The following is a 25123-nucleotide window of genomic DNA, read 5'->3' on the forward strand; positions in this document are numbered from 1 at the left end:
CTAGATCAAGGCGATGTCGAAGAGAATCGCCGGTCCGGAAATCGAACGCCTGATCCAGCTCTTGGCCAAGGTGCCGGGGCTTGGCCCGCGGTCAGCCAGGCGCGCCGCGCTTCATCTCATCAAGAAGAAGGAGCAACTGCTCGAGCCTTTGGCCGCCGCCATGGGCGAGGCGGTCGACAAGGTGCGCATCTGCTCGACCTGCGGCAATGTCGACACCTCCGATCCGTGCATGATCTGCACCGACCCGCGCCGCGACGCCGGCACGCTGATCGTCGTCGAGGACGTCTCGGACCTCTGGGCGCTGGAGCGCGCGGCGGCCATGAATGTGCGCTACCATGTGCTCGGCGGCACGCTGTCGCCGCTCGACGGCATCGGTCCCGACCAGCTCAACATTCGATCGCTGGTCGACCGCGTCGCTGGCGGCGAGGTGAAAGAAGTCATCCTTGCCGTCAACGCCACCGTCGAGGGGCAGACCACCGCGCATTATTTGACGGATCAGTTGTCTGGCTTCGAGGTCAAGGTGACGCGGCTCGCGCATGGCGTGCCGGTCGGCGGCGAGCTCGATTACCTTGACGAAGGCACGCTGGCCGCTGCGCTGCGATCGAGGACGGCGTTTTGAGGAGACTGGGGAGGGGGGCGACAGAACGCGGCTTTTCCAAGTACAGCCTTGCATTTCTTCTGCTCGCAATATTCAGCCTCCTTCTCACCACCCCCACCCGCGCCGCCGCCATCGACGACCAGTTCCAGGCCTGGCTCCAAACCGATCTCTGGCCCGAGGCCAAATCCAAGGGCATCTCGAAGAAAACCTTCGACGCCGCCTTCCTCGGCGTGAAGCCGAACCTCAAGCTGCCCGATCTCGTCCTGCCCGGCGAAAAGCCGACGACGCCCCAGAAGCAGCACCAGGCCGAGTTCGGCCCGCCGGCCAACTATTTCGCTGAGAAGATCGTTCGGGCCGTCACGTCGGGCGGCAGGACGCGCGAGAGCGCCAACGCCCGGACGCTCGGGCTGATCGAGAAGCGCTACGGCGTTCCTGGCGAGATCGTGCTGGCCATCTGGGGTCGCGAGACCGGCTTCGGCGCGGCCAAGATGCCTTATGACGCCTTCGAGGTGCTGGGCACCAAGGCGTTCATGTCGACCAAGAAGGATTTCTTCCGCACCGAGGTGCTGGCGGCGCTCGAAATCGTCGAGCGCGGGCTGGCGCCGGTCAACGCGATGAAGTCCTCCTGGGCCGGCGCGCTCGGCCAGCCGCAATTCATGCCGACTTCGTTCCTCAAGCACGCCGTCGACTTCGATGGCGACGGCCGGCCCGACATCTGGAATTCGACGCCCGACGTGCTCGCCTCGATCGCCAACTACCTCGTCCATTATGGCTGGGTGAGGGGGCGCGGCTGGGGGACCGAGGTGACGGTTCCGGCCAATGTCTCCTGCTCGCTTGAAGGACCCGACCAGGGCAAGAAGATTTCCGATTGGGTGGCGATGGGCATCAGGCGCGTCGACGGCAAGGCGTTTCCACCAAGCGAGTTGAAGGCCGAGGGTTTCCTTCTGATGCCGGCCGGGCGCAGCGGCCCAGGCTTCATCGTCACGCCGAACTTCTATGTGATCAAGCAATACAACAACAGCGATCTCTATGGGCTGTTCATCGGCCATGCCGCCGACCGCATCGCCAGGGGCGACGCCACTTTCGCCGGCGCCTGGGGCGCGGTCGGCGATCTCCATCGTTCCGATATCGCCGCCCTGCAGCGGGCGTTGGAGGCCAAGGGCTACGATGTCGGCAGCGCCGACGGCCTGCCCGGCTTCAAGACGCGCCGCTCGATCGGCATCTGGCAGTCCAAGAACGGCAGGCCCGCCACCTGCTTTCCCGATGTAGCGCTGGTCGCGCAGCTGAAATAGCGACTGCCTTCCAGGCAGGACCCTGGCAAATTTTTCCGGGTCGGCGGCTTCAATAGTCGGCGCATGGTCGACTCATCGCGGCCCTTTTGGTCCGATACGGTGTCGCGCAGAGAGCGCGTTGCCGCTTCGTGGGCCGTCGAATAGGGAGTTGACCAACTGGACAAAAACCACGACGGTAAGCGGTCGAAGCCGGCCTTGCAAAGAAGAATACAGCCCTGAGCCGGGAACTCAGGTCAACAAAACAGGGAACGATCACCATGATGCTGGAAAAGTTTGCTCACCGCTCTCGCGCCTTGCTTGCGGGCGCCGCGCTGTCCGCGCTGCTCGCAGCGCCCGCCTTCGCGGTCACGCCGGCCGACACGCTGGTCGAGGGCTTCGCCATTGACGACATCATCTCGATGGACCCGGGCGAAGCGTTCGAGCTGTCGACGGCCGAGGTCACCGGCAACACCTATGATCTCCTGGTCCGCCTCGACCTCAGCGACACGTCCAAGGTCAAGGGCGACCTCGCCGAGAGCTGGACCGTTTCCGATGACGGCCTGACCTACACGTTCAAACTGAAGCCGGGCATGAAATTCGCGTCCGGCAATCCGATCAGCGCGGCCGATGTCGCCTATTCCTTCGAGCGCGCCATCAAGCTCGACAAGAGCCCGGCTTTCATCATCAACCAGTTCGGCATCACCGGCGACAATGTCACCGAAAAGGCCAAGGCCGTCGACGACACCACCTTCCAGTTCGTCGTCGACAAACCCTACGCGCCGAGCTTCGTGCTGAACTGCCTGTCGGCCACGGTCGCCTCGGTCGTCGACGCCAAGCTGGTCAAGGAACATGTCGCCGCCGTCACGCCGAGCGCCGACTACAAATGGGACAACGACTTCGGCAATGCCTGGCTGAAGACCGGCTATGCGGGTTCGGGCCAGTACAAGCTGCGTGAGTGGCGCGCCAACGAGGCCGTCGTCATGGAGCGCAACGACAATTACAATGGCGAGAAGGCCAAGCTCGCGCGCGTCATCTATCGCAACATGAAGGAAAGCTCGGCACAGCGCTTGGCGCTCGAGGCCGGCGATATCGACGTCGCCCGCAACCTCGAGCCGAACGACCTCGACGCCATTGCCAAGAAGGCCGATCTCACCACCACCAGCGCGCCGAAGGGCACGGTCTATTACATCAGCCTCAACCAGAAGAACCCGACGCTTGCCAAGCCCGAGGTTCGGCAGGCGTTCAAATATCTGGTCGACTACGATGCGCTCGGCGCGACAATCCTCAAGGGCATCGGCGAAATCCATCAGTCCTTCCTGCCCAAGGGCGACCTCGGCGCAATGGATGACAATCCCTTCAAATTCGATGTCGCCAAAGCCAAGGAATTGCTCGCCAAGGCGGGTCTGCCTGATGGTTTCAAGGTAACCATGGACGTGCGCACGGGTCAGCCGACGACCGGCATGGCGGAGTCGATCCAGCAGACGCTCGGCCAGGCCGGCATTCAGATGGAGATCATTCCGGGCGATGGTAAGCAGACGCTGACAAAATACCGCGCCCGCAACCACGATATCTATATCGGCCAGTGGGGCCAGGACTATTTCGATCCGAACTCCAACGCCCAGACCTTCGCCTCTAACCCGGACAATTCCGACGACGCCAAGATCAAGACGCTGGCCTGGCGCAATGCCTGGGACATCCCGGACCTGACCAAGGAAACCGAGGCGGCGCTGCTGGAGAAGGATTCGGGCAAGCGCGCCGATATGTACAAGGACCTGCAGCAGAAGATCCTCGACACCAGCCCCTTCGTCATCATCCACCAGCAGCTGGAAGTGGCGGGGCTACGCAAGAACCTCAAGGGCTTTGCGCTCGGTCCGAGCTTCGACACCAATTTCGTCGGCGCGGTCTCCAAGGAATAGCGTCGGCGGACCCGCCGCGTGAGCGTAACTGAAAACCAGGCGGCGGCAGGGGGCGGCAGCGCCCGCGCCGTCGCCATCCTATCGTCGCTCGGCCGCTTCCTGGTCATTGCGGTGACCACCTATCTCGGTCTTCTCGCGGTGACCTTCTTCATCGGCCGCGTCATCCCGATCGATCCGGTGCTGGCCGTTCTCGGCGACCGCGCGCCGACCGCCGTCGTCGAGCGCACGCGCCGCGAGATGGGACTCGACCTGCCCTGGATCGAGCAGTTCTATCTCTATGTCAAAGCAGCGCTGAGCGGCGACTTCGGCACGTCGGTGCTGACCACCAATCCGGTGATGACCGATATCCGCCGGGTCTTCCCGGCGACCATCGAGCTGGCGACGCTGGGCACGATCATCGGCGCCGTCATCGGCGTGCCGCTCGGCGTGCTGGCCGCCGTCAAGCGCGGCAGCCTGATCGACCAGGTCGCCCGCATCGTCGGCCTCATCGGCTATTCCGTGCCGATCTTCTGGCTGGGTCTGCTCGGGCTGGTGCTGTTCTACGCCAAGCTGCAATGGATCGCCTTTCCGGCGCGGCTCGACGTCGTCTACGAATACACATTCACGCCGATCACCGGCTTCTATTTGCTCGATGCCGCGATCCAGGGGCAGTGGGACGTCTTCTACGACGCCTGGCGTCACATCGTCCTGCCGGCCGCGTTGCTCGGCTATCTGTCGCTCGCCTATATCAGCCGCATGACCCGCTCTTTCATGCTGAACGAGCTGGCGCAGGAATATATCGTCGCGGCGCGCGCCAAGGGCCTGTCGGAGCGCCGCATCATCTGGGGTCACGCGCTGCGCAACGCCGCCGTGCCGATGGTCACCGTGATCGCGCTTTCCTATGCCAACCTGCTCGAAGGCTCGGTGCTGACCGAGACCGTCTTCTCCTGGCCGGGCATCGGCCTCTACATCACCAATTCGCTGCAGAACGCCGACATGAACGCGGTGCTTGGTGGCACCATCGCCATCGGCTCGGTCTTCATCGCCATCAACCTCTTGTCCGATCTGCTCTACCGGCTGCTCGATCCAAGGACGAGGGTTGGATGAGCGCCGAAACCATCCAGTCCCGTCGCGCGTGGCTGCTCAGCGACCGGCCGGTCTCGCGCCTGCAGGCAAGGCTCGGCCGCGCCTATGTCGCCTGGCGTCGCTTCTCCGCCAATCGGCTGGCGCTGGTCGGCATGCTGATCATCATCGCGCTGCTGGTGGTGGCCGCCTTTGCCGATGTGCTGGCGCCCTATTCGCCGACCGTCGGCGATCTGAAGAACGCCCGCCTGCTGCCGCCGGGCGCCGCGCACTGGTTCGGCACCGACGACCTTGGCCGCGACATCTATTCGCGCATCGTCTACGGCGCGCGCTGGACGCTTTATGTCGTGATCCTCGTTGCCATCATCGCCGCGCCCATCGGCCTGCTGGTCGGCACGATCGCCGGTTATGCCGGCGGCTGGACCGACACGATCCTGATGCGCATCACCGACATTTTTCTTGCCTTTCCGAAGCTCGTGCTGGCGCTCGCCTTCGTCGCGGCGCTCGGACCCGGCATCGAGAACGCGGTGCTGGCGATCGCCATCACCTCCTGGCCGCCTTACGCCCGCATTGCTCGCGCGGAAACGCTGACGGTGCGCAACTCCGACTACATCAAGGCGGTGCAGTTGATGGGCGCATCGCCCTTCCGCATCGTGCTGCGGCACATCATGCCGCTCTGCATCTCCTCGCTGATCATCCGCGTCACGCTGGACATGGCCGGCATCATCCTGACCGCCGCCGGCCTCGGCTTCCTTGGCCTTGGCGCCCAGCCGCCGCTGCCTGAATGGGGCGCGATGATCGCGTCCGGCCGCCGCTTCATCCTCGACCAGTGGTGGGTCGCCGCTGCACCTGGTGCCGCCATCCTCATCGTCAGCCTCGGCTTCAACCTGCTCGGCGACGGCCTGCGCGATGCGCTCGATCCCCGGAGTGGTGATCAATGAGTGGTGACCAATGAGCGACACGCTCCTCGACGTCGACGACCTGCGCGTCACCTTCCCGACCCGCACCGGCCTTGTACACGCGGTGCGCGGCGTCTCCTTCTCGCTCGGTCGCGAGCGTCTCGGCATCGTCGGCGAGAGCGGCTCCGGCAAATCGCAGACCGGCCGCGCCATCATGGGGCTGACGCCGCCGCAGGCCGAGGTGTCGGCCAGGAAGCTCGCCTTCGACGGCATAGATCTGCTGTCGATATCGCCCCGCCAGCGACGCGCGTTGCGGGGGAACCGCATCGCCATGATCCTGCAGGATCCGAAATATTCGCTCGATCCGGTGATGACTATCGGCCGCCAGATCGTCGAGACGCTGCGCACGCATGAAAAGGTCTCCAAGGCCGAGGCTCGCAAGCGCGCTTTGGCCATGCTGCAGGCGGTGCAGATCCGCGATCCGGCCCGTGTCTTCGATCTTTACCCACACGAGGTCTCGGGCGGCATGGGCCAGCGCGCCATGATCGCCATGATGCTGGTCACCGGGCCCGAGCTGATGATCGCCGACGAGCCGACATCGGCGCTCGACGTCACCGTGCAGCTCGACGTGCTCAAGATCCTCGACAAGCTCGTCGCCGAGCGTGGCATGGGCTTGATCTTCATCTCGCACGACCTGCGCCTGGTTTCGTCCTTCTGCGACCGCGTCGTCGTCATGTATGCCGGCAAGGTCGTCGAGCAGATCAAGGCTTCCGAACTGCGCGATGCCCAGCACCCCTACACGCGCGGCCTGCTCAACTGCATGCCGAGGATCGGCTTCGAGCGCCACCCGCTGCCGGTGCTCGACCGCAAGCCGGAGTGGGCGGAATGACGGCTTCCATCACTGTCGAAGGGTTGGAAGTGGTCTTCGACCGTTTCCGCGCGCTGAAGGGCGTCAGCCTCGACGTGCGGGAAGGCGAATCCTACGGCCTTGTCGGCGAAAGCGGCTCCGGCAAGTCGACGCTGCTGAGGACCATCACCGGCCTTGCGCCTGTCGCTTCGGGCACCATCACCGTCAACGGCAAGACCCTTGGCAAGACCCGCGACAAGGCCTTTTACCGCGATGTGCAGATGGTGTTCCAGGACCCCTACGGCTCGTTGCATCCGCGCCAGACGGTCGACCGCCTGCTGCAGGAGCCGCTTGCGATCCATGGCATTGCCGACGGCGAGAAGCGCATCGAGCGCGCGCTGGACGAGGTCGGCCTCGGCAAGGGCTTCCGCTTCCGCTACGCGCACCAGCTCTCCGGCGGCCAGCGCCAGCGCGTCGCCATTGCGCGCGCGCTGATCCTCGAACCTTCGGTCCTTCTGCTCGACGAGCCGACCTCGGCGCTCGACGCCTCGGTGCAGGCGGAGGTGCTGAACCTGCTGGAAGAGGTGCGCCGCCGCCGCAAGCTCACCTTCCTGATGGTCAGCCACGACCTCGCCATCATTACCCATATGTGCGAGCGGCTGATGGTGATGCAGAACGGCGAGGCGGTGGAAACGCTGACCGCGAGCCAGCTGATCGGCCACCGCGTCAGCGAGGACTATACGCGCAATCTGCTCAGGGCGAGCGAGGGGTTTGTCAGGGTGTAGGTCCGTAGGTTGCGTTCCGTCGCCGCATCCCCCTCTGTCCTGCCGGACATCTCCCCCGCAAGGGGGGAGATCAGCAGTTCTTGCGCCTCGCTCTATCCTGCAGCATTGGTGATTGGCGAAACCCGCCGAGCGCTCAATCCCCCCTTGCGGGGGGATGGCCGGCAGGGCCAGAGAGGGGTGTGAAGGATCGCGACGTTGATTACGTTGCTGCCGCTCCGCCGTCCTGCCCCTCCTTCGGCTCCTTCACCCTGAACCAAGTCACGTAAAGCGCCGGCAGGAACAGCAGGGTGATCGCCGTGCCGGCGATGATGCCGCCCATCATGGCGTAGGCCATCGGTCCCCAGAACACTTCGCGCGCGATCGGGATCAGGGCCAGGCTGGCGGCCGCGGCGGTCAGCGCGATCGGCCGCATGCGATGCTCGGTCGCCTCGATCACCGCCGCCCAGCGGTCCTTGCCTTCGGCGACGAGGTCCTCGATCTGCACGATCAGGATGACCGAGTTGCGGATCAGGATGCCGATCAGCGCCAGCACGCCGAGAATGGCGACGAAACCCAGCGGCGCGCCGCTGGGCACAAGCGCCGCCACCACGCCGATCAGGCCGAGCGGCGCCACCGCCACCACCAGGAACAGGCGCTGGAAGCTCTGCAACTGCACCATCAGGATGGTCGCCATGATGAACAGCATCAGCGGCACCACGGCCGCGATCGGCCCCTGGCTCTTGGCGCTTTCCTCGACGGAGCCCGCCGTCTCGACCGAATAGCCGGGCGGCAGCTTGGCGATAAAGGCTTCGACCGACGGCTTCAGCTCGGTGACGACGGTGGCCGGCAGTACGTCGCCGACCAGCCCGGCGCGCACGGTGATCGTCGGCGTCCGGTTGCGGCGCCACACGGTCGGCTGCTCGAGGTCGTAGCGGAAGTTGGCGACCGCGGCGAGCGGGATCGCTTCGCCGTTTCCGGTCGGCAGCTGCATGTTCTGCAGCGTCTCGATCGAGCCGCGCTCGGCTTCGCGCGATCGCGCCACGACATTGATGAGATATGTCGCGTCGCGCACCTGCGTGATCGTCGAGCCGCCCACCGTGCTGTTCAGCGCGCTGGCGATGTCGGACGAGGTGATGCCGAGCTGGCGCGCCTTGTCCTGCAGCACGTCGACCCTCAACACGCGCTGCGGCTCGTTCCAGTCGAAGGTCGGCGCGGCAAGCTTCGGATTGGCCGAGATCACGCCGGCAAACTGCTGCGCGAGTTCCCGCACCGTTTGGATGTCGGGACCGCCGACGCGGTACTGCACTGGACGCCCGACCGGTGGCCCGAGCTCGAGCGGCTTGACGAAGGCATCGGTGCCGACAAACTCCGCGCGCAGCAGCTTCTCCAGCGCCGGTTTCACCCGGTTGCGTGCCTCGATGCTCTTGGTGACGATCACCGTCTGGCCGAAATAGGGATTGGCCGGCTGCACGTCATAGGCCAGCACGAAGCGCACCGCGCCCTGGCCGATATAGGAGGAGAAGTGGTCGATGTCGGGATTGCCGACCAGCGCGCGCTGCTCGAAGCGCTCCATCTGGTCGCGCGTCTCGGTGATCGAGGAGTTTTGCGGCAGGTTCCAGTCGACGATCAGCTCCGGCCGATCGGAAGGCGGGAAGAACTGCTGCTGCACAAGCCCGAAGCCGGCGATCGAAGCCGCGAACAGAAGCACCGTCACGATGATCGTCAGCCAATGGCGGCGCACCGAGAAGACGAGCACGCGCCTGAACAGCGAGGTGAAGCGGCCAGGCTGGTCGTGATGCTTGGCCTTCATCGTCGCCGGCAGGATGGTGACGCCGAGCAGCGGCGCAAACAGCACCGCCACGATCCATGACACAAGCAAGGACACCGCGATGACGACGAAGAGCGTGAAGGTGTATTCGCCGGCGGCGCTCGAATTGAGGCCGATCGGGATGAAGCCGGCGACCGTCACCAGCGTGCCGGTCAGCATCGGGAAGGCGGTCGACGTGTACACATAAGTCGCCGCCTTGCGCAGATTGTCGCCCACCTCCAGCCGCGCCACCATCATCTCGACCGCGATCATCGCGTCGTCGACCAACAGCCCGAGCGCGATGATCAGCGCGCCGAGCGAAATGCGCTGCAGCGATATCCCGAGATATTCCATGACGGTGAAGGTGATCGCGAGCACCAGGGGTATCGACAGCGCGACCACGAAGCCGGCGCGCAGCCCGAGGCTGATGAAGGAGACGGCGAGCACGATGGCGACGGCTTCGAACAGCGCCCGCGTGAAGCCGGACACCGCCTCCTCGACGATGACCGGCTGGTCGGCGACCAGATGCACGCCGACGCCGACCGGCAAATCGGCCAGCACCTTCTGCATCTCCTCGTGCAACGCCTCGCCGAATTTCAGCAGATTGGCGTTGGGCTTCATGCCGATGGCGAGCCCGATCGCGTCCTGGCCGTTGAAGCGGAACAAGGCAGTCGGCGGGTCGACATAGCCGCGCCTGATCGTCGCCACGTCGCTCAGCCGGAAGAAGCGGTCGTTGACGCGCAGGTTGATGGCCCGCAGGCTCTCCTCGGAGGTGAACTGGCCGCCGACCCGCACGCTGATGCGCTCCGGCCCGGACTGGATGACGCCGGACGGTGTGATCGCGTTCTGCGCCTGCAGGCTGGCCACGATCGCCTGCTGGTTGAGGCCGAGCGCCGCGATCTGGCGGGTCGAGAATTCCAGATAGATGGCCTCGTCCTGCGCCCCGACCAGATCGACCTTGCCGGCATTCGGTACGGTCAGGATACTGGTGCGGACGTCCTCGACATAGTCGCGCAATTGGCGCGGCGTCAGCCCGTCGGCGGTGAAGGCATAGATGTTGCCGTAGACGTCGCCGAAGCGGTCGTTGAAGAACGGCCCCTGCACGCCCTGCGGGAACTGCGCCTTGATGTCGTTGACCATGTTGCGCACCTGAAGCCAGTTCGGCACGACGTCGCGCGCCTTGGTGGTGTCCTTCAGGTTGACGAAGATGACGGTCTGGCCGGCGGTGGTGACGGAGCGGGTGAAGTCGAGGCTGTCGAGCTCCTCGAGCTTCTTCTCGATGCGGTCGGTCACCTGCTGCACCGTTTCCTTGACCGAGGCTCCGGGCCAGTTGGCCTGGATGATCATGGTCTTGATGGTGAAGGCAGGGTCTTCCTCGCGGCCGAGGTTGAGATAGGAGAAGATGCCGGCCACCACGAAGACCAGCATGAAATACCAGACCAGCGAACGGTGGCCGAGCGCCCAGTCGGAGAGATTGAAGCCCTTCATCAGACCCCTCCCTCCGGTACTTTGACCTTTTGGCCTTCGCTCAGGCTGTGCACGCCCGCGGTGACGACGCGCATGCCGGCCTCGAGCCCTTCCGCCACCGTGAAGCTGCCGCCGCCCTTCGAGGCGACCTTGATCTCGCGCGTGCTCACGCTGGAGGATCGCGGATCGACGATCCAGACTTTCTCCGAGCCGTCCTTTTCGAGCAGCGCCGATATCGGCAGTTCGATTGTCGGCGCGACTTTGGTCATGCGCGTCGCCGTGATCGTCGAGCCGAGCCGGAAAGCCGTCGGCGGATTGACCAGCGTCAGCTTGACGCGCCGTGTGCGGGTTGTGCCTTCCGACTGCGGCGCGATCTCGCGCAGCTTGGCGTCCGCCTTGATGCTCGGCACCGACTGCAGAACGATCTCGAAGGGCATGCCGACGGTGAGGTCGCCGACCAGTTGGTCCGGGATGTCGACCACCGCCTCGCGCGGGTCGGTGCGCGCCACGGTGACGACGGTCTGCCCGGCCGAAACGGTCTGGCCGACTTCGGCGCCGGTAGCGGTGACGACGCCGTCGAAATCGGAAAACAGCCGGGCGTAGCCGAGCTGCTCCTGCGACTTGGCCAAAGCGGCATTGGCGCGCTCCACGCCGGCTTCCGCCGCCTGCCGCGCTTGCTTCGCGGCATCGAAAGTGGCTTGCGAGGTGTTGGCCGAGGCAAGCAGCTGCCGCTGGCGATCCTCGCTGGCGGCGGCGTTGGTGAACTGCGCCTGCGCGTTCGACAGATCGGCTTTCGAAGCCTGGACGGCAAGCTCCAGCGCCGTCGGATCGAGCGCCGCGATGGTCGTGCCCTTGGTGACGAGGTCGCCGACCTTGACGTCGCGCGAGACGACGCGGCCGAGCAGGCGGAAGGCAAGGTCGGCGCTGAATTGCGGCTCGACCGAACCGGCGAAGCCGAAGGTCTCGACTGTCTTCGGTTCGATCACCACCGACAGCACCGGCCGGATGATCTCCGGCGGCTTCTCTTCCGAGCGCGAGCAGGCGGCAAGCGCTGCAAGGACGAGCAGGGGAGCGATGCGCGGCAATCGGCTCATTGGTTCGCCCCCGCCACCTCGATCCTCTGTCCGGGACTGAGCAACTGTCCGCCGGCGGTGACGACGCTCTGGCCTTCCTGCAAACCCTTGTCGACGACGACGATACCGGAATCGAAGGCGAGCACGTCGACCGGCGCCGTCGCCACCGCCTTGCTCGACGGGTCGACGATCCAGACGGCGGGCTTGCCCGCCGTCGAGGTCAGCGCCTGCCAGGGCAAAAGGATGGCTTTCACCGACCTGGCGCTGACCGTGCCGATCACGGCCGCGCCCAGCGGCATGCCAGCGGGCGTGTCGGGAATGCCGACCTTGACCCGGATCGATCCCGACTGGGTATCGACCGCCGGCGAGATCTCGCGCACTTTTCCAACCGCGCGGACCTGTGGGTCCGACAGCAGCGTGATCGTCACCGCGGGCGAGGGCGGCGTCTGGGCAACCAGCGTTTCATGCACGTTGAAGACCGCGTCGCGGTCGCCGTCCTCGGCGATGGTGAACACGGTCTGCGCCGCCTGCACCACCTGCCCGGCCTCGACCTGGCGCGCGGTGATGACGCCGGCGGCGCCCGCCTTGAGCTCGGTGTAGGAAAGGTTTTCCTTGGCGTTGGCCAAGGCGCTCTGCGCCGCGTCGACGCTGCCTTGCGACACTTTCAGCGTCTGGTTGGCGGTGTCGAATTCCCGTCTCGTCGTGAAACCCTGCGAAAGCAGCGTCTTTTGCCGCTGGTATGTGGCCGCGGCCTGGGTCAGCTGCGCCTGCGCCGCGTCGAGATCGGCCTGGGCCGAACGCAGGTCGGATTCCTGCTCCTGCGGGTCGATGCGGGCAAGCACCGCGCCCTGGTCGACATGCTGGCCGACATCGACCAGACGTTCGGCGACCCGGCCGCCGACGCGGAACGACAGATTGTTGAGCGTGCGTGCCGCGATCACCCCGGTCAGCGAGGTCCGTGGCGCGTAGTCGGCGAGCGCGACCGTCTGCGTCGTCACCACCACCGGCAATTTCTTTTCCGCCGCCTGCTGCTTCTGGCAGCCGGCCGCCGAAAGCGCCGCGCCGGCACAAGCCAGCAGCAGCAAGGTTTTTGCACGAACAAGCAGGCGGAGCGGCGAAGACGGCAAGGCGGACGATGTCGCGTTCCTGCTCATGGGTTCCCCTCAACCCGTGGGAGCCGCTCCTGACGGCGGCACGTCGCGGATGAAACGAGATTAATCGATCGGCGGGAAAAGGAAACCATTTCCGAGGCATGCATCGCCGGGCTGGTTAAGATCGTTTCTTTCTGTCTGACGCAATTCCGCACGGACCGCGCCCCACTTTCCTGGAATTGCTTCTAGGCAGGCCCAACTGACGGGACCATGTGCCGACTTGAGCAAAACGTGAAATAAGGCCAGAAGGGATTTCAACGGCATCAACGAGAACGGGCCCAATCTCGATGAGGGATGACCCGATGAGGGACGAGATGAAGAATTCAGCCATTTCCGAACGCAAGAACCAGTCGATCTCGCGCGGCGTCGGCATGACGACGCAGATCTACGCCGATCGCGCCGAGAATTCGGAAATCTGGGATGTCGAAGGCCGCCGCTATATCGACTTTTCGTCGGGCATCGCCGTGGTCAACACCGGCCATCGCCACCCGAAGGTGATCGAGGCCGTCAAGGCGCAGCTCGACCGCTTCACCCACACCTGCCACCAGGTCGTGCCCTATGAGAGCTACGTGCATCTCGCCGAGCGGCTGAACGGCATGCTGCCCGGCAAGTTCGACAAGAAGACCATCTTCGTCACCACCGGCGCCGAGGCGGTTGAGAACGCCATAAAGGTCGCCCGCAACGCCACCGGCCGCCAGGCGGTCATCGCCTTTTCCGGCGGCTTCCATGGCCGTACCTTCATGGGCATGGCGCTGACCGGCAAGGTCGTGCCCTACAAGGTCGGCTTCGGCGCCATGCCGGGCGATGTCTTCCACGCGCCTTTCCCGGTCGCGCTGCACGGCGTCTCGGTCGCGGATTCGCTGGCCGCGCTCGACAAGCTGTTCAAGGCCGATGTCGATCCGGCCAGAGTCGCCGCCATCATCGTCGAGCCGGTGCAGGGCGAGGGCGGCTTCTACGAGGCGCCGCGCGATTTCATGGCAGCCCTTCGCAAGATCTGCGACCAGCATGGCATCCTGCTCGTCGCCGACGAGGTGCAGACCGGCTTTGCCCGCACCGGCAAGATGTTCGCCATGGATCATCATGACGTGGCGCCCGACCTCACCACCATGGCCAAGAGCCTTGCCGGCGGCTTCCCGCTGTCGGCCGTCACCGGCCGCGCCGAGATCATGGACGCGCCCGGCCCCGGCGGGCTCGGCGGCACCTATGGCGGCAGCCCGATCGGCGTCGCCGCGGCGCACGCCGTGCTCGACGTCATCGACGAGGAAAAGCTCTGCGACCGCGCCAATGCGCTCGGCGCCAGGCTGAAGCAGCGGCTTGAATCGATCCGCGACGACGTCCCGGAGATCGTCGACATCCGCGGCCCGGGCTTCATGAACGCGGTCGAGTTCAACGACGTGAAGAAGGGCCTGCCGTCGGCCGAATTCGCCAACGCGGTCAGGCTGAAGGCGCTGGACAAGGGCCTCATCCTGCTCACCTGCGGCGTCTACGGCAACGTCATCCGCTTCCTGTCGCCGATCACCATCCAGGACGGCGTCATGACCGAGGCGCTGGATATCCTGGAAACCTCGATCCGCGACGCACGGGTGGCTTAATCGAAGTTGTCAGAGTGTCGGCTTCAACTATCCTTGGGCGGCTTCCCTTCATCGAAAATGCCCTGGATGTCGCGCGAGCCATGCAGGATGCGCTCAACGCGCACATTGTTGCCCTCGACGGTATAGAAGATGACATATCTCTGGAACGCGACGGAACGCAGGCCGCGCCAGAGTTCGGAACGGGGAGCGCCACCACGTGGTGCATCCAAGATGGTGTCCATCGCACTCGAAGTGCCGCTATCAAGCGGCGGGCGGCCGCCGGATTTTCAGCTTGGAGGTAATCGCCAATCTCTTCGATGTCCTGCATGCCGCGTATCCTTTCTCCAGCCGATCAAAAACCTCGTCGGCTGCAATGGCTGGCCCGCTCTCTATACCCTTACGGACTATACCCTTACGGATGTCCTCACGCAGTGCGGCAAGCTTTGCCTGTCGGTGCTCTTCACGCTCCTCCAGCAGGCGCAGACTATCGCGCACGACTTCGCTTGCGCTGGCGTAGCGGCCACTCTCGACAAGCTCGCGCACGAATGCCTCGTAGCGGGAGCCAATGCTGTAGCTTGCAGGCATGGGGCAATCTTTCACTTTATCTGAAATTATCAATTTATGATAATTCGGCGATGGACTTTTGCCAAGGCTTGGTGGGTGCGTCCTTTCGCACTCCCGAGCGTTGTTATCATCATACTGGATTGAACAATCAGCTCGCCGCCCGGGACGGTTCGTCCTGACTGAAGGCCGCGAGCGCCGCCTTCAGTGCATCCGGCCCGCCCGCCACCGTTTGCGGCGTCGGCGAGAAGCCGGCGCCGAGCATCTTGCGGCCGAGCATGTGGTCGGCCGGGCGGTTGACGGATTCGATGCCGAGCAGCCGGTCGCCGGCATAGTGGTAGATCGAGAACCTGTTGTCGGCGAGATCGCCGAGCACAACGTGGCTGTCCCCGCCTTGCGTCAGTCCCACCATCTGCAGCTTCATGTCGCCGATATCCGACCAGAACCATGGCACCGCTGAGAACGGTTCGACATGGCCGAGGATGGTGCGCGCGGCAAGCCGCGCTTGGTCGGTGGCGTTCTGCACCGATTCCAGCCGCACGTCGCCGCCTGTGAACCAGTGGCGATAGGCGGCGGCGTCGCCGATGGCGAGGATTTCGGGAACAGAGCTCCGCATATGCTGGTCGACGCGGATGCCGTTGCCGGTGGCCAGGCCGGCGGCTTCGGCCAGTTCGACATTGGGCACCACGCCAATGCCGATGATCACCATTTGCGCCGGCAGGCGCTCGCCGCCGGAGGTGATCGCGGCCGAGACGCGGCCGCCTTCGCCCTCGAGCCGGGCGACGGTGGTGCCGGTCAGGATGCGCATGCCGGTCGCCTCCAGGCGCTGGCGCACATGGGAAGCGATCACCGGCGCCACGGCGCGGCCAAGCAGCCGGTCGACCGCCTCGACGACGGTGACGTTGCGGCCCGCGGCTCTCAGTGTCGCCGCGATCTCCAGGCCGATGAAGCCGCCGCCGAGAATGACCACGTCCTCGGTTTGCGCGCTGAGCTCGCGGATCAGGCGCGCATCGGCCAGCGAGCGCAGCGAGACCACGCCGGCAAGGCCGGCGCCGTCGAGCTTGAGCAGGCGCGGCCGCGAGCCGGTAGCGAGGATCAGCCGGTCGAAGCGGAGCGTCCCACCGCCTGCGACATTCAACTGGCTCGCGCGGGCATCGATGCGCTCGATGCGAACGCCCGGCCGGTAATCGATGGTGTTGCCGGTGTAGAACGCTTCGCCGCGCAAGGGCTGCGGCTTGGCCTCGGCATCCTTGATGAAGGTCTTGGACAGCGGCGGCTTGTGATAGGGCAGTTCCTTCTCATCGCCGATCAGGACGACAGGACCTTCATAGCCCTCTTCGCGCAGGCTGGCTGCGGCCTGCACGCCGGCATGGCCGGCACCGACAATCACAACCCCGTTCGTCATCGCAATCCTTTTACTCAGCAAATCTAGGCTCTTGCGCCAGGTGGCGATTGTCTGCCACCGTCGCAAGGGTAGGCGTCCGGGTCGCACCCAGAACGGCCGCCTGTCAATCCTGTCTCCCGGTCGGGCGATCGTCTTAAAGTTGATAATCCTAGTTTAGAATAGTTCTAAACTATTGTTTCAATTGAATTTTTTCTGCAGCGCCAGTTGACTCCCGGCCTCGCCATCGCTTTATGGAGAGCTGCGCGCAAAGCGCATCCCTTTGATGTCTGGGCCTTGAACCCTTTCGATTGGAGGCAAGTGGGTGTCTTTTTATCGCGAACCGCGCATCGGCGCGGCCACCATTTTTCCCGGCATGCTCATGCCTCGGCGCGGGTGGACACATGCGCCTATTGTTGAGTTTCCAAAGAACTGGAGAAGGATAATGACGGCACGTAACGGCGGCAGGCTGGCTGCGATCTGCGCCACGGCTGCACTGACGGCGGCGGTTTTCGTGTTGCCGGCGAAGGCCGAGACCGACGCGAAGGCGGTGATCAAGACCTATGCCGACATCGCTCTGGCCAAATACGAGGATTCGCTGACCACGGCGCAGGCGCTGGACAAGGCGGTGGACACGCTCGTCGCCAGCCCCTCGGCCGACACGTTGAACGCTGCCCGCGAAGCCTGGAAGGCGGCGCGCATTCCTTACCAGCAGACCGAAGTCTACCGCTTCGGCAACAAGATCGTCGACGACTGGGAAGGCAAGGTGAATTCCTGGCCGCTGGATGAGGGCCTGATCGACTATGTCGCCAAGAGCTACGGCACCGAGTCGGACGAAAACGCGCTCTATACGGCCAACGTCATCGCCAACAAGGAAATCGAGATCAACGGCAAGAAGGTCGACGCCTCGAAGCTGACGCCGGAATTCCTCTCCGGCACGCTGCAGGAGGCCGGCGGCGTCGAAGCCAATGTCGCGACCGGCTATCACGCCATCGAATTCCTGCTCTGGGGCCAGGACCTGCACGGCACCGGCCCGGGCGCCGGCGAGCGACCCTATACGGACTACGACCTCAAGAACTGCACGGGCGGCAATTGCGACCGTCGCGCCGAATATCTGAAGTCGGCGAGCGACCTTCTGGTGTCCGACCTGCAGGAGATGGTCGGCAACTGGAAGGAGGACGGCGCAGCGCGCAAGAACCTCACCGACGGCGACGCGAATGCCGGCATCTCCACCGTCTTCACCGGCATGGGCTCGCTTTCCTATGGCGAGCTGGCCGGCGAGCGCATGAAGCTCGGCCTTTTGCTGCACGATCCGGAAGAAGAGCACGACTGCTTCTCCGACAACACCTATATCTCGCATCTCTATGACGCGGTCGGCATCCGCGACGCCTACCACGCCAGCTACAAGCGGCTCGACGGCTCGGTGATTTCGGGTCCATCGGTGTCCGAGATGGTGAAGGCGGCCGATCCGGCGATCGACAAGGAGCTGTCGGGCAAGCTCGACACCAGCGTCGCCAAGATGGAGGCCATCCAGGCGCGCGCGCTGGCCGGCGAGGCCTATGACCAGCAGATCGCCGAGGGCAACGCGCAAGGCAACGCCACCGTGCAGGCGGCGATCGATGCCCTGATCGACCAGACCAAGTCGATCGAGCGCGCCGTCGGCTCGCTCAAGCTGAACCAGATCGCCTTCGAGGGCTCCGACAGCCTCGACGCGCCCGACAAGGTGTTCAAGTAGGACTAGACGCACCCACCAGCCAAGCGGCGCCGTGGCCGGCGCCATCAGCCAGAGCAAGTCAATGCTGATCTGCCATTGCAACATCATCACCGAGAAGGAGATCGAGCAGACGATCGTCGGCCTGCTGGACGAGGATCCCTGGCAGCTGATCGTGCCCGCGAAGGTCTATCACGCGATGCGCAAGCGCGGTCGCTGTTGCGGCTGTTTCCCAAATGTGGTGGAAACGATCATTCGGGTCACCGAGAACTACCACGCCCGCTCAGAGGTGGGCGGCGTGGACATCGTTTCACACCTGGATCGCGTGAGAGGTTTGCGCGGCCAATACGGGAGCAGAACCCATGAAAGGCGAACCGCTGGTCATCGAGCGGCTTAATGAAGCTCTGTTTCTGGAGCTTGGAGCCGTCAACCAGTACTGGGTGCATTATCGTCTGCTCGAGGATTGGGGCTACACCAAGCTGGCAAAGAAGGAGCGGGCGGAATCGATCGAGGAAATGCATCACGCCGACCGGCTGATCGCCCGCATCATCTTCCTCGAAGGCCATCCGAACCTGCAGTCCGTCGCGCCGTTGCGCATCGGCCAGAACGTCAAGGAAGTGCTCGAATCCGATCTTGCCGGCGAATATGACGCGCGCACCGCCTACAAGCGCTCGCGCGAGATCTGCCACGACGCAGGCGACTTCGTTTCGATGAAGCTGTTCGAGGACCTCTTGACCGACGAGGAAGGCCATATCGACTTCCTGGAAACGCAGCTCGACCTGCTTGCCTCGATCGGCGAGGAAAAATACGGCCTGCTCAACGCCGACTCGGCCAACGAGGCGGAGTAAGGACATGCGGGAATGCGGCGCCCCGTAGATCATTTTTCGCGCCGCGCTCGGCGGGCCGCAATCGACGGCCTGCCGCCTCAGAAGACCCCGCGACACTGGATCGGCAGCGGGGCGTCGCTTTTGCTGGCGATCATGCTTTCCGTTCCCGCTATGGCCGGTGAGCCAGCCGCTACGCCGACGAGCCGCACCGACCTGACGCCGAAGGACCAGGCGCGGGTTCTGGCCGTCACCAGGCCAACGATCGACTTCACCAAGCCCGAGCCGTTCGAGCTGATGCAGGGCGGCGCTGGCACGTCGCGCAAGGACGTCAACCGCGACGCCTTCTCGCAATCTTCCGCCAACATCACTTTCGAGGAAGAGGGCTATTTCAAGCTCGGCAATGCGCTCTTCCGCAAGAACTGGGTGTCGTCGCCGTCTTCGACCCAGGCTTCGGACGGGCTCGGACCGTTGTTCAACGAGCGCGCCTGCCAGAACTGCCATCTTAAGGACGGTCGCGGACGTCCGCCGGAAGGCGATGCCGGATCGACGTCGATGTTCCTCCGGCTCGCGCGCGATGCCGGCAGCGCTGAGGAAAAGGCCGCGCTTGCCGACCACAAGGGGCTGAACTTTCCCGATCCGGTCTATGGCGCGCAACTGCAGGATCTTGCGGTCCCCGGCCTCAAGGGCGAGGGCCGCATGCGTATTGAGTATTCCGAGGAAAAGGTCGCGCTTGGCAATGGCGCGGTGGTTTCGCTGCGCAAGCCGCGCTATTTCGTCGAAAGTCTTGGCTACGGCCCGCTCGATCCGCGCACCACGCTCTCGCCGCGCCTGACGCCGCCGATGATCGGGCTCGGCCTGATCGAGCAGATCGCGCCTGCCGATATCCTCGCCAATGCCGATCCGGATGATCGCAACAATGACGGCATTTCGGGCCGGCCCAACATCGTGCGCGACGAATTGAGCGGCGCGGTGACCTTGGGCCGCTTCGGCTGGAAGGCGCAGACCGCCTCGATCCGCCAGCAGGCGGCCGATGCCTTCGCCGGCGATATCGGCATCTCGACGCCGGAAATGCCGAAGCATTGGGGCGACTGCACCAAAGCGCAGGTGGATTGCCTTGCAATGCCGAACGGCGTGCAGCAACGCCTCGGCACGGCCGAGGCGCCGCCCCCGGTGATGGATCTGGTCACCTTCTATTCGCAGAACCTGGCCGTGCCGGCGCGGCGCGATCTCGATAGGCCTGACGTGCTTGCCGGCAAGAAGCAGTTCTACGAGATGGGCTGCATTGCCTGCCACACGCCGAAATTCGTCACCATGCGCGGCACGCCCAACAAGGCGCAGGCTTTCCAACTGATCTGGCCGTATTCCGACTTCCTGCTGCACGACATGGGCGAGGGCCTTGCCGACGGGCAACGGGTGGGCGAAGCGAGCGGCAGCGAGTGGCGCACCCCGCCGCTCTGGGGTATTGGGCTCACCGCGACAGTCAACGGGAATGCTTTCTACCTGCACGACGGTCGCGCCCGCACGCTTGCCGAGGCGATCCTGTGGCATGGCGGCGAGGGCCAAAAGGCGCGCGACCGCTTTGCCGGCGCCGCCGCGGCCGATCGTGACGCGCTGATCAAATTCCTGGAGTCGCTCTGATGTCGAAACGCTTGGCCGCCTTCGCCCTTCCGCTTTTCCTGGCCACCTCCCTGCCGGCATGGGCCGCCGTGAAGGCCTCCGACGTCATCGGCCGCGCGATCGACGGGTTCGTCCGCCCGGCCTATTCCAGTCTCGACGAGCATGCGGCGAGCCTGACCCAGGCGATGCACCAGCTTTGCGAAACGCCGTCCGAAAAGAATCTCGAAGCGGCGCGTTCGGCGTTTTCCGGCACGGTCGAGGCCTGGTCGGTGGTCGAGATCATTGCCTTCGGGCCGATCAAGGAGAACAACCGGCTGGAGCGCATGCTCTATTGGCCGGACCGCAAGAGCATCGGTTTGAGGCAAGTGCAGGCGACCCTCGCGTCCAAGGACCCGTCCGCCACCAATCCGGCGCAACTGGCGCAAAAGAGCGTCGCCATGCAGGGCCTGGGCGCCCTTGAATATGTGCTCTACGGCGATGGCGCCGAAACCCTTGCCGGGAAAGACGATCCCTATCGCTGCGCCTACGGCATGGCTGTCGCCGGCAACGTCGAAACGATGGCTGGCGACGTGCGCGACGCCTGGCAAAAGCCTGACGGCTTTGCCTCGCTCTGGGCCGATCCGGGCCCGAAGAACCCGCTCTACCGCGACGGCAATGAAGCGGTGACGGAACTGGTCGGCGTCTTCATCAACGAGCTGGAAATGATCCGCGACGTGCGGCTCAAGGGCTTCCTCGGCGCCAAGCCCGATGCCGACAAGCCGAAGCAGGCGATCTACTGGCGCTCGCAAAACACGACGGCTTCGCTCGCCGCAAACCTGTCCGGCATCGATCAACTGTTCCAGGCATCGCAGCTTGGCGATGCGCTGCCTGCCGATGCGCAATGGATGGCTGAGTCCATCCACATCCAGCTCACCAACGGCGTGACAACAGCGAAGTCCGTCTCCGGATCGATCGACAAGGCGCTTGCCGATCCGGCGCCGCGCGACAAGCTCGAGCATTTCGCGTTGATCACGTCGAGCCTGTCGACCTTGATCGGCACCAGGATGACCGCCGAGTTCGGTCTGACCGCGGGCTTCTCGTCGCTGGACGGAGATTGATCGATGGCCTGGACAGGCACAAGGCTCATCGACCGCCGCGATTTCCTGCGGGCAGCGGGCGCGGGCTTCGCAGCCGCCATGGCGCCGCGCGCCTGGGCCGACACGCTTGCCGCGGACGCCGTCTTTGCCACGGCCTTCGTCAAGCGCGACGGCGGGTTCGGCGCCGCCGTGCTCTCCGAGGCGGGGAAAATCCTGCACACGGTCGATCTGCCCGATCGCGGCCATGACGTCACTTTCGATCCGGTGTCGAAGCGCTCGGTGGTCTTTGCCCGCCAGCCCGGCACTTTCGCTGTCGTCTTCGACCATGCCGGCCGCGACAAGCCCTTGACCATCGCCAGCATCGCCGGCCGGCATTTCTTCGGCCATGGCGTGTTCTCGCCCGGCGGCGCCCTGCTCTATGCGACCGAGAACGACTTCGACAATGCCGCAGGTGTCGTGGGTGTCTATGACGCGCGGGCCAAATTCAATCGCATCGGCGAATTCCCGACCTACGGCATGGGCCCGCATGAGCTCCTCCTGCTCGGCGACGGCCGCACTTTAGCCATCGCCAATGGCGGCATCGAAACCCATCCCGACTATGGCCGCGCCGAGCTCAACATCGCGACGATGAAGCCGTCCTACACGCTGGTCGACCGCGTCACCGGCGACCTGATTGAAAAGCATGAATTGCCGCCGGCGCTGCATCAGCTGTCGATCCGCCACATGGACCTGGACCGGGCAGGAACGGTCTGGTTCGGGTGCCAGTATCGAGGACCCGGGACCGACCGCCCGGCATTGGTCGGCCGCGCCGCGCGTGGCAAGGAGCTCGAACTTCTGGAGATGCCGCAGGACGTGCTCTCCAGATTCCGCAACTACATCGGATCGGTCGCCGCCAATGCCGGCACCGGCACGGTCGCCGTCACTTCGCCGGAGGGCAATTCGCTGGCCGTCCTCGACGCCGCCAGCGGACGCGTGGTCGCGACCCAGTCGCTGATCGAGGTTTGCGGCCTTGCGCCCGATGGCGCGGGCTTCATGGCGACGACCGGCGCCGGCGAGATCGTCGGCGGCGCCGGCGCCACCCGTTCCGAGCCGGACTATGTCTGGGACAACCACATGCTGCGCATCGTCGCGACGGCGTGATCGCCGCGCCTAGAGCAATTCCAGGAAAAGTGTGAGCGGTTTTCCGTCCGGAATTGCGCCAAAACAAAGAGATAGAGCGGCTCGCCGTTTCCGTGAAACGGTGAAACGCTCTAGAAGCAAAGCCGCTTAACATTTCTCCGCCCTGGCCCTTGCGGCGGCGGCCTATGCCGGGCAGAGGGAATTGTGTTTCGATCCAGTTCTTTAACCGGCCATATGAAGCTGCCCCTATGAAGCTGCTTGCATGAAGGTGCTTGCCATCGACTGTGCCGCCAATCTCTGCGCCGCCTGCGTCTATGACACGGACGCGGAGAAGGAACTTGGCCGTGAGGTGCGCGACCTCGGCAAGGGGCATGCCGAGCATCTGATGGCCGTCATCGAGGCGGCCCTGCAAGCTGGCGGCATCGGCTATCCGGGCCTCGACGCCGTCGCCGTCTCGATCGGACCCGGCTCCTTCACCGGCCTGCGCGTCGGCGTGTCGACCGCCCGCGGCCTGGCGCTGGCGCTGAAAATCCCGGCCATCGGCGTGACGACGCTGGAGGCCCTGGCGGCGGAAGGTGCGGCAACTTTTCCCGAGCGGGCGGTGCTTGCCGCGCTCGATGCCGGCCGCGAGGAAATCCACGCGGCGCTCTATGACAAAGCGTTAGCTGAAACTTACGGACCTTCAGTGACCACGCTTTCCGAGGCAACGGCCATGGCCATCAACGCCGAAGCGGTCCTGGCGGGGACAGCCGCGCCGCAGATTGCCCAGGCGGTGGGTCGCGCCTTCGACACCGGTCCGGTTGCCGCCACGGCCGACATCGCGACCTATGCCAGGCTGGCCTCGGCCAAGGGGCCGGGCGAGAAGCCGAAGCCGCTCTATCTGCGCGGCGCCGACGCCAAGCCGCAGGCGGGTTTCATTCTGCCAAGGCAGGACAAGGGAAACTGATGCGCATACCGTTCTTTCAGCCGCGCCGCAGGGACTATGCCTTGGAACCGCTGACAGTTGCCGACAGCAGCGCCGTTTCGGTGCTGCATCGCGAGGATTTCGTGCGGCCCTGGACCGATGGCGAGTTCGCAGCACTTCTCGAACAGGACACCGTGTTCGGCTATGCGGCGCGGGAAACCGGCCAGGGCTCCAAGCCGCCGGTCGGCTTCGTGCTGGCGCGGCTCACGGCTGGCGAGGGCGAGATCCTGACCGTGGCCGTCGCCCGCACGCATCGCCGCCAGGGCCTTGGCTGGCAATTGATGGACGCGGTGCTGCGCGAGCTTCATGCGCAGCGCGCCGAGGCGCTCTTCCTCGAGGTCGACGAGACCAATGCGCCGGCGATCGCGCTTTACCGCAGGCTCGGCTTTCGCCAGGTCGGTCATCGGCCGAACTATTATCGCTCGACCGAGCACGGCCCGACCGGCGCGCTTGTCATGCGCCGCGATCTTCGCTAGCCAGTCCGCGCGACAGGGCATGATCCCGAAAAGTGGAAACCGGTTTTTGCTGCGCTGACCTCCGGTTCGGAAAAGATCGTGCCCCACAAAGAGTTAGATCAGGAGACGATTCAACGAAACGTCATCCTGATCTAGGGCCGGAGCGAATGATCAAGAAATTGCGGATTTTCCTGGCGCTCTTCTATGTCGTCGTCTGTTCTCTGGTGCTGGTGCCGCTGCAGATGCTGTCGATGAAGACGGGGTTGTGGCCCGAAACGTTCATCCTGAAAATCTGGCACAGCATGATCCTGCGGGCGCTGGGCATGCGGGTGCATGTGAAGGGCGCACTGGCCAAGGATCGCCCGCTTCTGGTGGCGGCCAACCACATTTCCTGGACCGACATCATGGTGCTCGGCTCCTTCGTCGACGTGAAATTCATCGCCAGGGCCGACCTGGAGGGCTGGCCGCTGATCGGCATGCTGTCCAAGCTGCAGCGCACAGTCTTCATCGAACGCGAGCGCAAGCGCACCTCAGGCGACCAGGCAAGCGAGATCGCCAAGAGGATGGCGAAAGGCGACGCCATGGTGCTGTTCGCCGAGGGCTCGACCGGCGACGGCAACCTCGTGCTGCCGTTCAAGAGCACGCTGTTCGGCGCGGCCTCCATGGCGATTTCGGAAGGCGCGGCGGAACAGGTCTTCATCCAGCCCGTGGCGATCGCCTATACGCGCCTGCACGGCATGCCCATGGGCCGCCGCCATCGGCCGATTACCGCCTGGATCGGCGACCAGGATCTGATGCCGCATCTCAAAACTTTGCTTGCCGAAGGGGCGATCGATGCGGAGGTGTATTTCGGCGAGCCGGTGCCGTTCTCCAAGGGTTCGAACCGCAAGGAGACGGCAAGGCTGATGGAAGCCAAGGTGCGCGAGATGATGCAGGCCATCCTCGCCGAGCCGGCCAAGAGCCGGTGAGTCCGGGCCGCACGACGC

At 64.8% G+C, this 25123-nt stretch carries 23 protein-coding genes; 17 read left to right on the forward strand and 6 right to left on the reverse strand.

The window, feature by feature from the left end; translation table 11 throughout:
* Nucleotides 1-13: 13 nt before the first annotated feature.
* From recR to LB572_RS00260, 7 genes are all read left to right on the forward strand, one after another.
* Complete coding sequence (gene recR, locus LB572_RS00230; RefSeq protein ID WP_040985994.1) at nt 14-619, forward strand: recombination mediator RecR; 606 nt, start codon at nt 14-16, stop codon at nt 617-619.
* Entirely contained in the window at nt 616-1890 is a 1275-nt protein-coding gene (locus LB572_RS00235) for a lytic murein transglycosylase (protein ID WP_412033523.1), read from the forward strand. Before recR ends, LB572_RS00235 begins: the two co-directional genes overlap by 4 nt.
* A 257-nt stretch (nt 1891-2147) precedes the next feature.
* The gene (locus LB572_RS00240; protein ID WP_412033524.1) at nt 2148-3785 is read left to right on the forward strand and encodes an ABC transporter substrate-binding protein; all 1638 of its coding nucleotides are present in this window, start codon (nt 2148-2150) and stop codon (nt 3783-3785) included.
* Between the two features lie 18 nt (nt 3786-3803).
* Entirely contained in the window at nt 3804-4871 is a 1068-nt protein-coding gene (locus LB572_RS00245; protein ID WP_140805982.1) for an ABC transporter permease, read from the forward strand.
* Nucleotides 4868-5788: a nickel transporter permease gene (gene nikC, locus LB572_RS00250; protein ID WP_140805984.1), complete on the forward strand. Its 921-nt coding sequence runs from the start codon at nt 4868-4870 to the stop codon at nt 5786-5788. Before LB572_RS00245 ends, nikC begins: the two co-directional genes overlap by 4 nt.
* Before the next feature lie 10 nt (nt 5789-5798).
* Complete coding sequence (locus LB572_RS00255) at nt 5799-6635, forward strand: ABC transporter ATP-binding protein (protein ID WP_140805986.1); 837 nt, start codon at nt 5799-5801, stop codon at nt 6633-6635.
* Entirely contained in the window at nt 6632-7378 is a 747-nt protein-coding gene (locus tag LB572_RS00260; protein WP_224666213.1) for an ABC transporter ATP-binding protein, read from the forward strand. The genes LB572_RS00255 and LB572_RS00260 overlap by 4 nt, the downstream gene beginning before the upstream one ends.
* Before the next feature lie 199 nt (nt 7379-7577).
* Here the strand turns inward: LB572_RS00260 and LB572_RS00265 are convergent, their stop codons facing one another.
* Genes LB572_RS00265 through LB572_RS00275 form a run of 3 tightly spaced genes read right to left on the reverse strand, consistent with a single transcriptional unit; the run spans nt 7578 to nt 12858 of the window.
* Entirely contained in the window at nt 7578-10652 is a 3075-nt protein-coding gene (locus tag LB572_RS00265; RefSeq protein ID WP_318013954.1) for an efflux RND transporter permease subunit, read from the reverse strand.
* Entirely contained in the window at nt 10652-11725 is a 1074-nt protein-coding gene (locus LB572_RS00270) for an efflux RND transporter periplasmic adaptor subunit (RefSeq protein ID WP_224666214.1), read from the reverse strand. Before LB572_RS00270 ends, LB572_RS00265 begins: the two co-directional genes overlap by 1 nt.
* The gene (locus tag LB572_RS00275) at nt 11722-12858 is read right to left on the reverse strand and encodes an efflux RND transporter periplasmic adaptor subunit (protein WP_224666216.1); all 1137 of its coding nucleotides are present in this window, start codon (nt 12856-12858) and stop codon (nt 11722-11724) included. The genes LB572_RS00270 and LB572_RS00275 overlap by 4 nt, the downstream gene beginning before the upstream one ends.
* A 311-nt stretch (nt 12859-13169) precedes the next feature.
* Between LB572_RS00275 and LB572_RS00280 the strand changes: the two genes are divergently transcribed.
* Nucleotides 13170-14447: a 4-aminobutyrate--2-oxoglutarate transaminase gene (locus LB572_RS00280; RefSeq protein ID WP_224666217.1), complete on the forward strand. Its 1278-nt coding sequence runs from the start codon at nt 13170-13172 to the stop codon at nt 14445-14447.
* A gap of 23 nt (nt 14448-14470) precedes the next feature.
* On the opposite strand, the gene LB572_RS00285 is transcribed toward LB572_RS00280, so the two are convergent.
* The 3 genes from LB572_RS00285 to LB572_RS00295 form a co-directional block, all read right to left on the reverse strand.
* Complete coding sequence (locus LB572_RS00285) at nt 14471-14656, reverse strand: type II toxin-antitoxin system RelE/ParE family toxin (RefSeq protein WP_263497737.1); 186 nt, start codon at nt 14654-14656, stop codon at nt 14471-14473.
* A 31-nt stretch (nt 14657-14687) separates the two neighbouring features.
* Nucleotides 14688-15011: a type II toxin-antitoxin system ParD family antitoxin gene (locus LB572_RS00290; RefSeq protein WP_224666219.1), complete on the reverse strand. Its 324-nt coding sequence runs from the start codon at nt 15009-15011 to the stop codon at nt 14688-14690.
* A 127-nt stretch (nt 15012-15138) separates the two neighbouring features.
* Entirely contained in the window at nt 15139-16392 is a 1254-nt protein-coding gene (locus tag LB572_RS00295) for an NAD(P)/FAD-dependent oxidoreductase (protein WP_224666220.1), read from the reverse strand.
* 421 nt (nt 16393-16813) lie between these two features.
* Between LB572_RS00295 and LB572_RS00300 the strand changes: the two genes are divergently transcribed.
* The 9 genes from LB572_RS00300 (at nt 16814) to LB572_RS00340 (ending at nt 25105) form a co-directional block, all read left to right on the forward strand.
* On the forward strand, nt 16814-18103 hold the full coding sequence (locus LB572_RS00300; RefSeq protein WP_224666221.1) for an imelysin family protein: 1290 nt from the start codon (nt 16814-16816) through the stop codon (nt 18101-18103).
* Nucleotides 18104-18164: 61 nt separating this feature from the next.
* Nucleotides 18165-18476, forward strand: a complete 312-nt coding sequence (locus LB572_RS00305; protein WP_224666571.1) for a (2Fe-2S)-binding protein — start codon at nt 18165-18167, stop codon at nt 18474-18476.
* Nucleotides 18442-18927 (forward strand): bacterioferritin, encoded by a 486-nt coding sequence (gene bfr / locus LB572_RS00310; RefSeq protein ID WP_224666222.1) that lies wholly within the window; start codon nt 18442-18444, stop codon nt 18925-18927. Before LB572_RS00305 ends, bfr begins: the two co-directional genes overlap by 35 nt.
* 132 nt (nt 18928-19059) lie before the next feature.
* Complete coding sequence (locus tag LB572_RS00315) at nt 19060-20544, forward strand: di-heme oxidoredictase family protein (protein ID WP_412033526.1); 1485 nt, start codon at nt 19060-19062, stop codon at nt 20542-20544.
* Nucleotides 20544-21620, forward strand: a complete 1077-nt coding sequence (locus LB572_RS00320) for an imelysin family protein (RefSeq protein WP_224666224.1) — start codon at nt 20544-20546, stop codon at nt 21618-21620. The genes LB572_RS00315 and LB572_RS00320 overlap by 1 nt, the downstream gene beginning before the upstream one ends.
* A 3-nt stretch (nt 21621-21623) precedes the next feature.
* Nucleotides 21624-22739, forward strand: coding sequence for a DUF1513 domain-containing protein (locus LB572_RS00325; RefSeq protein ID WP_224666225.1), 1116 nt, complete (start codon nt 21624-21626; stop codon nt 22737-22739).
* Nucleotides 22740-22980: 241 nt separating this feature from the next.
* Nucleotides 22981-23664: a tRNA (adenosine(37)-N6)-threonylcarbamoyltransferase complex dimerization subunit type 1 TsaB gene (gene tsaB / locus LB572_RS00330; RefSeq protein ID WP_224666226.1), complete on the forward strand. Its 684-nt coding sequence runs from the start codon at nt 22981-22983 to the stop codon at nt 23662-23664.
* Nucleotides 23664-24158, forward strand: coding sequence for a ribosomal protein S18-alanine N-acetyltransferase (gene rimI / locus LB572_RS00335; protein ID WP_224666227.1), 495 nt, complete (start codon nt 23664-23666; stop codon nt 24156-24158). Before tsaB ends, rimI begins: the two co-directional genes overlap by 1 nt.
* Nucleotides 24159-24304: 146 nt before the next feature.
* The gene (locus tag LB572_RS00340; RefSeq protein WP_140806015.1) at nt 24305-25105 is read left to right on the forward strand and encodes a lysophospholipid acyltransferase family protein; all 801 of its coding nucleotides are present in this window, start codon (nt 24305-24307) and stop codon (nt 25103-25105) included.
* Nucleotides 25106-25123: the final 18 nt, after the last annotated feature.

Origin of the sequence: Mesorhizobium sp. BH1-1-5, assembly GCF_020165615.1 — a bacterium.
Classification (GTDB): domain Bacteria; phylum Pseudomonadota; class Alphaproteobacteria; order Rhizobiales; family Rhizobiaceae; genus Mesorhizobium.